Annotated in this window: 12 protein-coding genes; 7 read left to right on the top strand and 5 right to left on the bottom strand. The window is 73.7% G+C overall.

The window, feature by feature from the left end; all coding sequences use genetic code 11:
• Nucleotides 1-13: 13 nt before the first annotated feature.
• The gene (locus ACWEPX_RS26070; RefSeq protein ID WP_451899875.1) at nt 14-1,909 is read right to left on the bottom strand and encodes an intein-containing Rv2578c family radical SAM protein; all 1,896 of its coding nucleotides are present in this window, start codon (nt 1,907-1,909) and stop codon (nt 14-16) included.
• A gap of 30 nt (nt 1,910-1,939) precedes the next feature.
• Here ACWEPX_RS26070 and pnuC point away from each other — a divergent pair, with 30 nt between their 5' ends.
• From pnuC to ACWEPX_RS26055, 3 genes are read left to right on the top strand one after another with little or no spacing between them, the layout of a single operon-like run.
• Nucleotides 1,940-2,572 (top strand): nicotinamide riboside transporter PnuC, encoded by a 633-nt coding sequence (gene pnuC / locus ACWEPX_RS26065; protein WP_451899874.1) that lies wholly within the window; start codon nt 1,940-1,942, stop codon nt 2,570-2,572.
• Nucleotides 2,569-3,636: an AAA family ATPase gene (locus ACWEPX_RS26060; RefSeq protein WP_451899873.1), complete on the top strand. Its 1,068-nt coding sequence runs from the start codon at nt 2,569-2,571 to the stop codon at nt 3,634-3,636. Before pnuC ends, ACWEPX_RS26060 begins: the two co-directional genes overlap by 4 nt.
• Nucleotides 3,633-4,988, top strand: coding sequence for a YibE/F family protein (locus ACWEPX_RS26055; RefSeq protein WP_451899872.1), 1,356 nt, complete (start codon nt 3,633-3,635; stop codon nt 4,986-4,988). Before ACWEPX_RS26060 ends, ACWEPX_RS26055 begins: the two co-directional genes overlap by 4 nt.
• Here the strand turns inward: ACWEPX_RS26055 and ACWEPX_RS26050 are convergent.
• Nucleotides 4,985-5,620 (bottom strand): hypothetical protein, encoded by a 636-nt coding sequence (locus ACWEPX_RS26050; protein ID WP_451899871.1) that lies wholly within the window; start codon nt 5,618-5,620, stop codon nt 4,985-4,987. The two genes, ACWEPX_RS26055 and ACWEPX_RS26050, sit on opposite strands and share 4 nt — an antisense overlap.
• On the bottom strand, nt 5,620-6,309 hold the full coding sequence (locus ACWEPX_RS26045) for an MBL fold metallo-hydrolase (protein WP_451899870.1): 690 nt from the start codon (nt 6,307-6,309) through the stop codon (nt 5,620-5,622). Before ACWEPX_RS26045 ends, ACWEPX_RS26050 begins: the two co-directional genes overlap by 1 nt.
• 129 nt (nt 6,310-6,438) lie before the next feature.
• Here ACWEPX_RS26045 and ACWEPX_RS26040 point away from each other — a divergent pair, with 129 nt between their 5' ends.
• The 4 genes from ACWEPX_RS26040 to ACWEPX_RS26025 all read left to right on the top strand — a co-directional run bounded on the left by ACWEPX_RS26040 (nt 6,439) and on the right by ACWEPX_RS26025 (nt 9,755).
• A complete protein-coding gene (locus tag ACWEPX_RS26040; protein WP_451899869.1) occupies nt 6,439-7,311 on the top strand; it encodes a peptidylprolyl isomerase in 873 nt (290 codons plus the stop codon).
• Entirely contained in the window at nt 7,308-8,117 is an 810-nt protein-coding gene (locus ACWEPX_RS26035) for a peptidylprolyl isomerase (protein ID WP_451899868.1), read from the top strand. Before ACWEPX_RS26040 ends, ACWEPX_RS26035 begins: the two co-directional genes overlap by 4 nt.
• Entirely contained in the window at nt 8,114-8,812 is a 699-nt protein-coding gene (locus ACWEPX_RS26030) for a peptidylprolyl isomerase (RefSeq protein WP_451899867.1), read from the top strand. Before ACWEPX_RS26035 ends, ACWEPX_RS26030 begins: the two co-directional genes overlap by 4 nt.
• A gap of 265 nt (nt 8,813-9,077) precedes the next feature.
• Nucleotides 9,078-9,755: a helix-turn-helix domain-containing protein gene (locus tag ACWEPX_RS26025; RefSeq protein WP_451899866.1), complete on the top strand. Its 678-nt coding sequence runs from the start codon at nt 9,078-9,080 to the stop codon at nt 9,753-9,755.
• 9 nt (nt 9,756-9,764) lie between these two features.
• Here ACWEPX_RS26025 and ACWEPX_RS26020 read toward each other — a convergent pair whose 3' ends face one another.
• Complete coding sequence (locus ACWEPX_RS26020) at nt 9,765-10,631, bottom strand: hypothetical protein (RefSeq protein WP_451899865.1); 867 nt, start codon at nt 10,629-10,631, stop codon at nt 9,765-9,767.
• Nucleotides 10,632-10,678: 47 nt separating this feature from the next.
• A complete protein-coding gene (locus ACWEPX_RS26015) occupies nt 10,679-12,976 on the bottom strand; it encodes a RelA/SpoT family protein (RefSeq protein WP_451899864.1) in 2,298 nt (765 codons plus the stop codon).
• Nucleotides 12,977-13,009: the final 33 nt, after the last annotated feature.

Here is a 13,009-nt window from a genome sequence, read left to right as displayed (position 1 = left end):
CTGCGGACGGTACTCACAGAAGCGTCAGCTGCCGCGGCGCTTCGTCCTCCGGCGGGGCTTGCAACCTCGGCAGGCCGCGGTCGAGGCCGTGCGCGCGGGCCAGCGGGGCGAACCGCTCGGCGAGCGCGGAGCGGTAGTGCGCGCCCGCGTTCGCGCCGCCGCGGTAGAGGTCGCGGTAGGCCGCCACCAGCTCGGGCCGTTCGCGCGCTAACCACGCCAGGTACCACTCGCGCGCCCCGCGCGGCAGGCGCAGCGGGATCATGCTGACCCCGGTGGCCCCGGCCGCGGCGATCTCGGCGAGCAGGGCGTCCAGCTGCTCCGCGGAGTCGGTGATGCCGGGCAACACGGGCGCGACCATCACCCCGCACGGCAGGCCCGCGTCGGTGATCCGGCGGACGAGGTCCAGCCGCGCCTTGGGGCTGGGCGTCCCCGGCTCCAGCGTCCGCTGCAGGTCGCGGTCGAGCAGCGCGATGGACACCGCCAGGTGCACCGGCACGTCGACGCTCGCCAGCAGCGGCAGGTCGCGGCTGAGCACCGTGCCCTTGGTGAGGATCGAGAACGGCGTGCCGGAGTCGGCCAGCGCGGCGATGATCCCGGGCATGAGCCGGTAGCGCCCCTCCGCCCGCTGGTACGGATCGGTGTTGGTGCCCATCGCCACCTGCTCGCGCCGCCACGACCGCGCCCGGACCTGCCGAGCCAGCACCTCGGCGGCGTTGACCTTGACCACGATCTGGCGGTCGAAGTCGGCGCCGGGGTCGAAGTCGAGGTAGGTGTGCGACTCGCGGGCGAAGCAGTTGTGGCTGACGACGCCGTTGGCGATGAAGTCGCCGGTGCCGGTGGTGATGTCGTAGAGGGGTAGCTCCAAGCCGAGCGGGGCGACCGAGACCACGCGCAGGTCCACGTCGGACTTGATGGCGGCGCCGTCGATGGCGCGCTTGGCGGTGACGGCGGGGTCGATGGTGTGGAACAGGCGCAGGTGCTCGGCCAGGCCGCCGTCGACCCGCACGCACGCCTTGCCGTCGGGGGCGCGGCGCAGTTCGACGGCGTGGCGGAAGCCGAAGGCGGTCAGTGCCTCGGTGACGGCGGCCAGCGCGCGGGCGCCGAGGTTGGGCAGGCGGACGATGCGGTTGGCGTAGGTGCCGTCGGCGTCGAACACGCCCGCGAGCAGGCCCTTGCGCCACTCGTCGGTCGGGGTGCGCGGCCAGGGCACCGGCAGGCTCATGCCCAGCTCGCTGTCGAGGTACTCCCCCACCCGCGCGCCGACCTGCGCCAGCGGGGCCGGGCCGCCGTCGCCGCGGGCGACCCCGGCCAGGTAGCCGCGGCGGTAGTCGGCGGTGTCCTTGGGCGGCAGCGCGAAGCGGCCGGTGCCCATCAGCTTGTTGCCGGTGGTCAGGTGCGGTCTGCGGTTGCTGCCGACCATCTCGCCGGTGACGTGCTTCCAGCCGCGCTCGGTGAGGAAGCGGTGGTCGCCGCTGGCGATGAGCGCGGTGCCGTCGGCCAGGGTGACGCGGTAGGCCGGTTTGACCGTCGACCAGTGCGCGAGCACCTCGGTCGGCACGTAGTGGCGGTAGCTGCCGCGGCGTTCGGTGCCGTAGATGCGGTCGCCGACGACCAGCTTGGAGATCGGCTTGACCGTGCCGTCGGCCATCAGCACCGGGGTGTCGCCGTGCAGGCAGTAGCTGCAGGCGTGGGTGCAGCCGCGGTAGGGGTTGACCGTCCACCGGAACGGCATCGGCGCGCCGTCGGGCAATCGGTTGAGCACCGACTTGGCCAGGACCTCGTGGAACACCGCGCCCGCGAACTCCGGGGCGCGCACGCTGCGCACCAGCCCGGGGATCCCCGGCAGGGCGGGCTCGCCGCCCCTGTCGACCCGCTGCCCGTCCCATCGCACGGCCACAGTCGAACACATGTTCGAGATCATGGCAAGTAGGCTCCCGCCGTGTCACTGGATCAGGTGCTCGACCCCCTCCGAGCCACGGCCTTCACCCTGTTCGGCGCGCCCACCTCCCGGATGGAGGTGGTCGGGTTCCTGACCGGGGCGCTGTGCGTGTGGCTGGTCGCCAGGCAGAACCCGTGGAACTGGCCGATCGGGATGGTCAACAACGTCGCCTTCTTCGCCCTGTTCGCCACCGCCGGGCTCTACGCCGACGCCTGGCTGCAGGTGGTGTACCTGGGCCTGGCGGCCTTCGGGTGGTGGAAGTGGCTGCGCGGCGCCGACACCGGGGGCGCGCTGCCGGTGACCAGGACCTCGGCGCGCGAGTGGCGCGGGCTGGCCGCCGCCGGGATCGCGGGGACGGTGCTGCTCACCTGGGTGCTCGTCGCCGCCACCGACTCGACCGTGCCGTTCTGGGACGCGCTGACGACCGTGCTGTCGCTGCTGGCGACCTGGGGCCAGGCGCGCAAGAAGGTCGAGTGCTGGTGGCTGTGGATCGCCGCCGACGTGGTCTACGTCCCGCTGTACGGCTACAAGGAGCTGTGGCTCACCGCGATCCTCTACATCGGGTTCATGGCGCTGTGCGTCCACGGCCTGCGCCGGTGGACCGCCGACGTGCGGGTCGCGGTGGCGGCGTGAGGTACCGGCACGCGCTGGTGGTCGGCAAGTTCTACCCGCCGCACCGGGGGCACCACCACCTGATCCGGTCGGCCGCCGCGATCGCCGGGCGTACGACGGTGACCATGCTGGGGGCCTCGGTGGAGACCATGCCCATCCCCGACCGGGTGGCCTGGCTGGCCGCCGAGCACGCCGCCGACCCGGGCGTGATGGTGCTGGGCGACCTCGACGACCACCCGATCGACTACCACGACGACGCGGTCTGGGACGCGCACATGGGCGTGATCCGCTCGGTGCTGGTCCGGCGGGCGCTGGCCGACGGCGGCTCGCCGGTGGTCGACGCGGTCGTCAGCGGCGAGGACTACGGGGCCGAGCTGGCCGCGCGGCTGGGGGCCGAGCACGTGGCCGTGCCGCGGCTGCCGGTCTCGGGCACGGCCGTGCGGCGCGACCCGATCGGGCGGTGGGACGAGCTGGCCGCCCCGACCCGGGCCGGGCTCGCCGTGCGGGTGGTCGTCGTCGGGGCGGAGTCCACCGGGACGACCACGCTGTCGCGGGCGCTGGCCGAGCACTTCGACGCCCCCTGGGTCGCCGAATACGGGCGCGAGCACACCGAGCGCAAGCTGGCGGCGGCGCGGGAGCTGGGCGAGGTCGCGCTGGCGGACCTGGTGTGGACCGACGGGGACTTCGTCGACGTGGCGGTGCGGCAGTCGGCGGCCGAGGACGCGGCCGTGCGCGGGCCGCTGCTGGTGTGCGACAACGACGCCTGGGCGGCGACGGTGTGGGCCGAGCGCTACCTGGGCAGGCCGTGCGCGCTGCCGATCCCGACCCGCGAGCCCGCCCTGTACCTGCTGACCGACCACGTGGGCGTCCCGTTCGAGCAGGACGGCTGGCGCGACGGGGAGCACCTGCGGGCGTGGATGACGGCGCGATTCGCCCGCGGTCTGCGCGATCGCGGCGTGCCGTGGGTACTGCTGTCGGGGAGCCCGCAGCACCGCCTGCGCCGGGCGGTCCGGGCGTGCGCCGAGGCCCTGCGCACCCGGCTGCGCTGGGCGGAGCCGCTGACCCCGCCGACCGAGGGAGGATGACCGGCGTGGACGACTGGCCCACCCAGCCCATCCCGCTCCCCGACCCCGCCCGCCGCGGCCCGGCCAAGCGCCCCCGCCAGCCCTCGGACTCGTGGTTCGCCGAGGCGCGGCCGCACGACGACCCCGAGCCGGACCGCCCTGAGCCTCGGCCGACGCCGGTGGACAGGGCCGCCGAGCAGGTGGGCCACGGACATGGGCACGGGCCTGCGGTGCCCGCGTCCACCCGGGTGCGCAAGCTGCTGGCGCTCCTGCTCGCCCCCTTCGCCCTGGCCTCGCTCGTCGGCCTGGTCCTGCTGTTCCCGAGCGGGGACGCGCCCACCACCAACACCGCGGGCCTCACGCCGGTCGACGGCACCATCACCGCGGCGCAGGCGGGCCCCTGCTCGGCCGGGGGCGAGGGCACCGAGTGCCTGACCCTGACCGTCGAGCTCACCGAGGGGCCCGCGGCGGGCAGCGACATCCGCACCACCGTCCCGCTGGAGCCCAGCACGCCGCGGTTCGCCGTCGGCGACGGCGTCGTGCTCGCCTACAACGGCGGTGAGCCGCTGAGCGGGCAGTCCTACCAGGTCGTGGACTTCCAGCGCGGGTTCCCGCTGGTCGTGCTGGCGGCCGGGTTCGCGCTGGCGGTCATCGCGCTGGCCCGGTGGAAGGGCGTCGCGGCGCTGGGCGCGCTCGGGGTCAGCATCGGGGTGCTGGTGGTGTTCGTGCTGCCTGCCATCGTGCGCGGGGAGAACCCGCTGCTGGTCGGCATCACCGCGGCCGGCGTGATCATGTTCGCGGTGCTGTACCTGACCCACGGGTTCTCGGCGCGCACCTCGACCGCCGTGCTCGGCACGATGGTCAGCCTCGCCCTGATCGGCGCGCTGAGCGCCCTGTTCTCCGCCTTCGCCGCCCTCACCGGCCTGGACGAGGAGACCGCGACCCTGGTCGGCGTGCTCGACCGCGAGATCGACACCCGCGGCCTGCTGCTGGCGGGCATCGTCATCGGCGCGCTGGGCGTCCTCGACGACGTGACCGTCACCCAGACGAGCGCGGTGTGGGAGCTGCGCGCCGCCAACCCGTCCCTGGGCTGGCGCGACCTGTACGCCGCGGGCCTGCGCATCGGCCGCGACCACGTGGCCTCCGCGGTCAACACCCTGGTCATGGCCTACGCAGGCGCCGCCCTGCCGCTGCTGCTCTACTCCTCGGTCTCCGGCGTCGGCGCAGGCGCGATCCTCGGCTCCCAGGACATAGCCCAGGAAATCGTCCGCACCCTGGTCGGCAGCATCGGCCTAATCGCCGCCGTCCCCGTGACCACCGCCCTCGCAGCCCTGGTCGCCGTCCGCGAACCCGCGGGACGGGAGCCGGTCTAGTCCAAGGCGGCGACGAAGCGGGTGATGGCTTCGGTGCTGAGGCGTTGGGCCAGTTTGCCTGCGGGGGCCGCGGAGGCGAGTTGGTAGAGGGGGCGGTCGGGGGCGGGGGCGCCTTGGGCTTCGGCGCGGAGTTGGGCGACGAGGAGTTGGGAGAAGACCAGGCCCGCTGAGTGCTCGCTGGCGGCCAGGGCGTCGGCGAGGCGGCGGAGGGGGAGGATGCCCAGTTCGCGGCCGCCGGTGCCCGCGTAGACGGCCAGGGAGATGTTGATGGTGCGCCTGCCCTGGCCGACCAGGGCGCTGATCGTGCGCATGCCGCGGACGTCGCTGACCAGGAGTTCGATGCGGTCGGCGTGGCGCAGGTCGACCGACTTGCTGCCGATGGTGCGCGCGACGACCGTCGTGCCCTCCAGGCTCAGCCTGCGGCGTCCTGCGGCCCAGGAGACGAGCAGGAAGATGGCCACCAGCACGCCCGCCGTGACCAGGCCGGTGGTCAGGCCCGCCGCCGAGCCGCCGAGCAAGCCGACGACCAGGCCGACGATCGCGCCGACGCCGACGCCGAGCAGCGCGACCACGGCGGTGGCGCAGCCGCGCCGGGTGTGGCGGGTGGGGACGCTGAGCGGGGTCGACTCCATCACAGGCCCCGGCCGCGGGCAGCGGGGTCGATGACGCCCGCGAGGAACGGGTTGCTCGCCCGCTCCCGGCCGATCGTGGTCGCCGGACCGTGGCCGGGCAGCACGACGGTCTCGTCGGGCAGCGGGAGGATCTTGGTGCGCAGCGACTCGGCCATCTGCGCCATCGACCCGCCGGGCAGGTCGGTGCGGCCGATGGACCCGGCGAAGAGGGTGTCGCCCGCGAACAGCAGCTCGCCGCCCTCCTCGGTGGCCGTGCGGAAGGTGACCGAGCCGCGGGTGTGGCCCGGGGTGTGGTCGACGGTGAGGGTGAGCCCGGCCAGGTCCAGCTCGGCCCCGTCGACCATCTCCCGGACCTCGGCGGGCTCGCGGGTCGGGAAGTCGCCGAAGAACGCGGCGGCCTGCCTGCTCATCCCCAGCAGCGGGTCCGACAGCAGGGCGCGGTCCTCGGGGTGGATCCAGGCGGGGATGTCGTTGCCATCGCACACCGGGACGACCGAGAAGGTGTGGTCGAGGTGGCCGTGGGTCAGCACGACGGCCACCGGCGAGAGCCGGTGCCGGGCGACCGCGTCGGCGACCCCGGCTTCGGCGTCCTGACCAGGGTCGATGATGACGCAGGGGGCGCCTTCGCCTGCGGCGACGAGGTAGCAGTTCGTCTGGAAGCCCCCGGCGGGGAAGCCGACGACGAGCACGGGCGGACCTCCCTGGGCCGGATTGCGCTGCCGCCGCAGCCTAGTCTGGGCGACCTCCCACGCTGTTCTTACCCCGGTGCCCCCTAGACTGCGCGCCTGCCAGGGATCACGGTCACGGGAGGGTGCCAGGTGCCGACCAACCAGCAGCGCCGGGAAGCGGCGAAGCGGAAGCTGGAACGCCAGATGGTCCGCCGGGCTGAGCGCGCCAAGAAGCGGCGCATCTTCGGCGTCGGCGCCACCGTCATCGGCGTCGTGCTCGTCGTGGGTCTGATCTATTGGCTGACCACCATCGGCGGTGACGAGACCACCGACCCGGCGGCGCAGACCGACACGACCGCCCCCGAGGCGACCCCGGACGTGCCCGCGGAGATCCCGACCGCGCTGGCCGCGGTGCCCAAGCGGCCCAAGGCGCTGGGCGACAAGGTGACCTGCGAGTACCGCAAGGAGGAGGGCGCGACCCCCGCCAAGGAGGTCAAGGCCCCCGGCACCGCCGACATCCCGGCCAAGGGCACCGTGCAGGCCACCCTCAAGTTCGCAGGCGGCGACGTGAAGGCGACGCTGGACCGCGGGCTGGCCCCCTGCACCGTGAACAGCTTCGTCAGCCTGGCCAAGCAGGACTACTTCGCCGACGTGCCGTGCCACCGCCTGACCACCCAGGGCATCCAGGTGCTGCAGTGCGGCGACCCGACCGGCACCGGCAGCGGCGGACCCGGCTACGTCTTCGACAACGAGACCTTCCCGGAGATCAAGTACGGCCGCGGCATCCTGGCGATGGCCAACGCGGGCGGCACCGAGAAGGGCCAGGGCACCAACGGCAGCCAGTTCTTCATCGTCTACGGCACCGCCGAGCTGCCCCCGAACTACACCGTCTTCGGCAGCATCGACGCCGAGAGCATGAAGGTCATCGACGAGATCGCCAAGGCGGGCACCATCTCCCAGGGCCAGCCCGGCGACGGCAAGCCCGCCAAGGACGTGGTCATCAGCGCGGTCGAGATCGCGTGACCGCGCGCCGCGCGACCCTGGCCGCCGCGCTGCTCTGCGCGGCGGCCCTTGCCGGGTGCGGGACGACCGTGCCCGGCAGCGCGATCGGGGTGACCACCCGGGCGACCGCCAACAGCGAGACCATCACCCCGCCGACGACGCCTGCCGAGGGCGTCGACGTGCCTGAGGACATCCCGACCGAGCTCGCGCCGCTGCCTGAGCGGCCCACCCCGCTGCCGTCGACGGCGACCTGCGAGTACCGCGAAGAAGCGGGCGCGACGCCTGCCAAGGAGGTCGCCGCCCCGAAGGCGACCGGGATCTCCGCCGAGGGCACGGCGACGGCCACCATCGCGTTCGGCAGCGGCGAGGTGACCGCGACCCTGCACCGGGCGCTGGCCCCCTGCACCGTCAACAGCTTCATCAGCCTCGCCGAGCAGGGCTACTACGACGACACCCCGTGCCACCGGCTGACCACCGCCGCGTCGCTGCAGGTGCTCCAGTGCGGCGACCCGACCGGCACCGGCAGCGGCGGCCCGGGCTACGCCTTCGACGACGAGGTCTTCCCCGAGATCAAGTACGGCCGGGGCCTGCTGGCGATGGCCAACGCGGGCACCGACGCCAGCGGCGACGGGACCAACGGCAGCCAGTTCTTCATCGTCTACGGCGCCTGCGAGATCCCGCCGAACTACACCGTCTTCGGCCAGATCGACGCCGAGGGCATGCAGGTCGTGGACGAGATCGCCAAGGCGGGCACCGTCTCCCAGGGCTCCCCGGGCGACGGCGCGCCCGCGGTCGATGTGGTCATCCGCGGGGTCGAGGTCGGGTGAACGCCCGGCTCGCCCTGGTCGCCGTGCTGCTGACCGGCACGGCGGCCTGCGAGTCGACCGAAGGCGCCGCGCCCGCGGTCCCCGCCCCGACGACCACGACGGCAACCCCGCAAACCTCGTCCTGCGACTACCGCCGCACGCCGGACGCCCCGAGCGCGGGCAAGGACGTGGGCCTGCCCACCGGCCTGGCCGACCCGGACGCGGTCACGCTGGAGACCAACCACGGCGACATCACCATGACCATGTCGGACGCGACGCCGTGCACGCGCGCCAGCATCGCGCACCTGGTCACCTCCGGCTTCTACGACGGCTCCCCCTGCCACCGGATGACCAAGGCGGAGTCGCTGTCGGTCCTGCAGTGCGGCGACCCGTCCGGCCTGGGCACCGGCGGTCCCGGCTACACCGTGCCCGACGAGAACCCGACCGACCTCAAGCCCACGGGCACGCGCGACTACGTCACCTACCCCCGCGGGACCGTGGCGATGGCCAACTCCGGGGAGCCGCACAGCGGCGGCAGCCAGTTCTTCCTGGTCTACGCCGACTCCACGCTGCCCCCGACGTACGCGGTCTTCGCGCGGCTGACCGAGGAGGGCCTGGCCGTGCTGGACGAGATCGCCCAGCAGGGCGTGGCGGGCGGGGCGCGGGACGGCGCGCCCGCGGTCGGCGTCACCGTCGAGCACGCCCTGGCTGCCTGACTGGGCCGTCCGGGGGACCACCTGTCCCGCTTTCGTTCGCTGTCTGCCTCGATATATAGCGAGTAGCGTATTGGTTACTGCCCGCGCACGAGAGGTGACCGAGATGAGCACTCGTCCCCGCGCCAAGTCGCGCAAACCCGCAGGTTGCGGCTGCGGTTGCAGCAACTGCTCCGGGCCGGGCTGCGGCTGCTGCAGCAACTGCTGACCCGCGCGGGCGGGCCCCGGGCGGCGGACCCGCCCGGGGCCCGCCTGCGAGACTGGCCGGGTGGCGTACCGCGAACGGCGCATCGACCTCCCCGGGGTGGCCTGCGTGTGGTCGGCGGACGTCGAGGGCGGGCTGGTCGTGCCGGACGGCTGCCTCGACCTGATGTGGCACGCGGCCGCCGACAAGCTGTTCGTCGCGGGCCCGGACACCACGGCGCACGCCACGCAGCTGCCGCCCGGCCTGCTGGTCGGCCTCCGCTACACCCCGGGCGCCGCCGGGCTGGGCGTGCCCGCCGACGCGCTGCGCGACGGGCGGCCCGACCTGGCCGAGATCTGGGGCGGGCAGGCGGCCGACGCGCTGGCCGACCGGCTGCGCGGGACGAGCGCCGAGCAGGCCCAGCGCATCCTGCTGGCCGCCGCGCCGCCCGCCCCCGACCCGCTGGCCGCCCGGGTGCTGGCGCTGGCCATCACGACCGGGCGGGTGCGCGAGATCGCCGACGCGGTCGGGTACGGCGAGCGCCAGCTGCACCGGCACTGCCTGGCCGCCTTCGGCTACGGCCCCAAGACCCTCCACCGCATCCTGCGCTTCCAACGCGCCCTGCGCCTGGCCCGCACCGGCCTCCGCTTCGCCGACGTCGCCGCCCGCACCGGCTACGCCGACCAGGCCCACCTGGCCCGCGACGTGAAGGACCTCGCGCAGACGCCCCTCACCACGCTCGTCCGACCCGCAGGGGCGTAGGAGACACCTCTACAGCTCTCGTCCGTACGCGCGCAGGGTCGTGAGGGCCTCGATGGTCACCGGGCCGGACCACTCGTGTTCGACGACCGGGGTCCAGATGAGCCAGCGCGGGCGCCAGCCGCCGTCCGGGCCGCGTTCGGCCAGCAGGGCGTCCAGGCTTTCCGCCAGCTCCGCCTCGGAGAACCACGACGCGGCCAGGGAGTCGGGGGTGGGGGCGTACTCGTGCGGGTAGGGCAGCTCGGCGGTGGTGTAGCCCTCTGGCGTCGCCCCCGCGTCCGACCCCAGCCGGACCAGGCGCGCGGAGCGGACGAGGTCGCCGAGGCGGTCGGCCTGGGCCTGGGCGCGCCGGCGGTCGGGCGACTCCTCCAGGAACGCCAGGCACCCCCGCACCTCGTACGGGTGCGATGCCGTCAGCGCCTCGATCCGGGGCCAGCAGTACTCGGCGGCGCGGGCGACCCACGGGTGGTCGACGCCTGCCAGCGCGCCCGCCAGGTTGGCCGTCGGCAGCAGCGAGCCCGTCGTCGACGCCTGCCACCACGGCGAGCGCGGGTACTCCCCCGCGGGCACCGCGAACGGCACCGCGCCGTCGGCGTCGCTGATCCCGGCCAGGTAGTCGGCGATGGCCTTGGCGTGCGCGTCGAGCGCGCCCACCTCGCGGAGGATGCCCAGCGCGGTCAGCGCCGCCAGCGGCTGGCTGTCCGCGCCCCGGCCGTCGGACTCCAGCGCGTGCCCGTAGCCGCCGTCGGGGTTGCGGTAGGCATCCAGCGCGCGCACGACCGACTCGGCGTCACCGGAGCCGAACAGGAACGCGAACCGGCGGCGGTCCACGAGCCGCGCGTGGGTGAACAGGAACGTCTCAGCTGCGGAAATCGACACCCGGCCAACCTAGGCCGACCACCGGGCGGACCGCTTGGACGAATCGGTCAGGACGCCGAGGTCACCCGGTACACGTCGTAGACGCCCTCGACGCTGCGCACGGCCTTGAGCACGTGCCCGAGGTGCTTCGGGTCGCCCATCTCGAAGGAGAAGCGGCTCACCGCCACCCGGTCGCGCGAGGTGGTCACCGAGGCCGAGAGGATGTTGACCCGCTCGTCGGCCAGCACCTTCGTCACGTCGGAGAGCAGCCGGTGCCGGTCGAGCGCCTCGACCTGGATGGCCACCAGGAACACCGACGACTCCGACGGCGCCCACTCGACCTCCAGCAGCCGCTCGGGGGTCTGGAGCAGGTCGTCGGCGTTGGTGCAGTCGGTGCGGTGCACGCTCACCCCGCCGCCGCGGGTCACGAAGCCCAGGATGTCGTCGCCGGGCACCGGCGTGCAGCAGCGGGCCAGCTTGACCCACACGTCCGAGGCGCCCTTGACGATGACCCCGGCGTCCCCGGAGCTGCGCCGCCGCGCGATGGTCGACGGCGTGGCCCGCTCGGCCAGCTCCTCCTCGGCGTGCTCGACCCCGCCGAGCAGCGCCACCAGCCGCTGCACGACGTGCCGGGCGGAGATGTGGCCCTCGCCCACCGCCGCGTACAGCGTTCCGACGTCCGGGTAGCGCAGCTCGCGCGACAGCGCGGCCACCGAGTCCACCGAGACGAGCCGCTGCATGGGCAGGCCGACCCGGCGGACCTCCTTGGTGATCGCCTCCTTGCCCGACTCGATCGCCTCGTCCTTGCGCTCCTTGGCGAACCACTGCTTGATCTTCGCCTTGGCCCGCGGCGACGCGGCGATGTCCAGCCAGTCCCGGCTGGGGCCCGCGCCCTCGGCCTTGGAGGTGAAGATCTCGACGACCTCGCCGTTCTCCAGCTTGCGCTCCAAGGCGACCAGCCGGGAGTTGACCCGCGCGCCGATGCAGCGGTGGCCGACCTCGGTGTGCACGGCGTAGGCGAAGTCGATCGGCGTCGACCCGGCGGGCAGGGTGACCACGTCGCCCTTGGGCGTGAAGACGAAGATCTCCCGGGCGGCCAGGTCGTAGCGCAGCGACTCCAGGAACTCGCCGGGGTCGGCGGCCTCGCGCTGCCAGTCCAGCAGCTGGCGCATCCAGGCCATCTCGTCGACGTCGACGCCGGAGTGCGTGCCCTTGGTCTCCTTGTACCGCCAGTGCGCGGCAATGCCGTACTCGGCGGTCCGGTGCATCTCGTGGGTGCGGATCTGCACCTCAAGCGGCTTGCCGTCGGGCCCGATCACCGTGGTGTGCAGCGACTGGTACACCCCGAACCGCGGCTGGGCGATGTAGTCCTTGAACCGGCCCGGCATCGGCTGCCACATGGCGTGCACGACGCCCATCGCGGCGTAGCAGTCGCGCACGTCGTCGACGAGGATGCGCACGCCCACCAGGTCGTGGATGTCGTCGAAGTCGCGGCCGCGGACGATCATCTTCTGGTGGATCGAGTAGTAGTGCTTGGGCCGCCCCTCCACCCGCGCGGTGATCCTGGACTGCTCCAGGTTGGCGCTCATCTCGGTCACGACCTTCTTCAGGTACGTGTCCCGCGACGGCGCCCGGTTGGCGACCAGCTGCATGATCTCGTTGTACTTCTTGGGCTGCAGGATGGCGAAGGCCAGGTCCTCCAGCTCCCACTTGACCGTGGCCATGCCCAGCCGGTGGGCCAGCGGGGCCAGCACCTCCAGCGTCTCGCGCGCCTTCTTGGCCTGCTTCTCCGGCGGCAGGAAGCGCATCGTGCGCATGTTGTGCAGCCGGTCGGCCAGCTTGATGACCAGCACGCGCGGGTCGCGGGCCATCGCGATGACCATCTTGCGGATGGTCTCGGCCTCGGCGGCGAAGCCCAGCTGGACCTTGTCCAGCTTGGTCACGCCGTCGACCAGGTGCCCCACCTCGTCGCCGAAGTCGGCGCGCAGCCGCTCGATGGAGTACTCGGTGTCCTCGACGGTGTCGTGCAGCAGCGCCGCGACCAGCGTCGTGGTGTCCATGCCCAGCTCGGCCAGGATCGTGGCGACGGCCAGCGGGTGGGTGATGTAGGGGTCGCCGGACTTGCGCCGCTGCGAGCGGTGCATCTCCTCGGCGACGTCGTAGGCGCGCTGCAGCAGCGCCAGGTCCGCCTTGGGGTGCAGCTCGCGGTGCACCGCGGCCAGCGGCTCCAGCACCTGCTTGACCGGGGCGGCCCGCTGGGCGGTGATGCGGCGGGCCAGCCGGGCCCGGACGCGCCGGGTCGCCGACGGCTCGCGGCCCGCGGGCGAGTGCTCGGTCTCGGCCGCGGTTCCCACGTCGTGTGTCACCCATGCTCCCGGCAAGCTCGGCCGCCCGGCAGG

The sequence above is a fragment of the Actinokineospora sp. NPDC004072 genome, from assembly GCF_053604195.1.
This window is presented reverse-complemented; position numbering and strand designations above follow the sequence as displayed.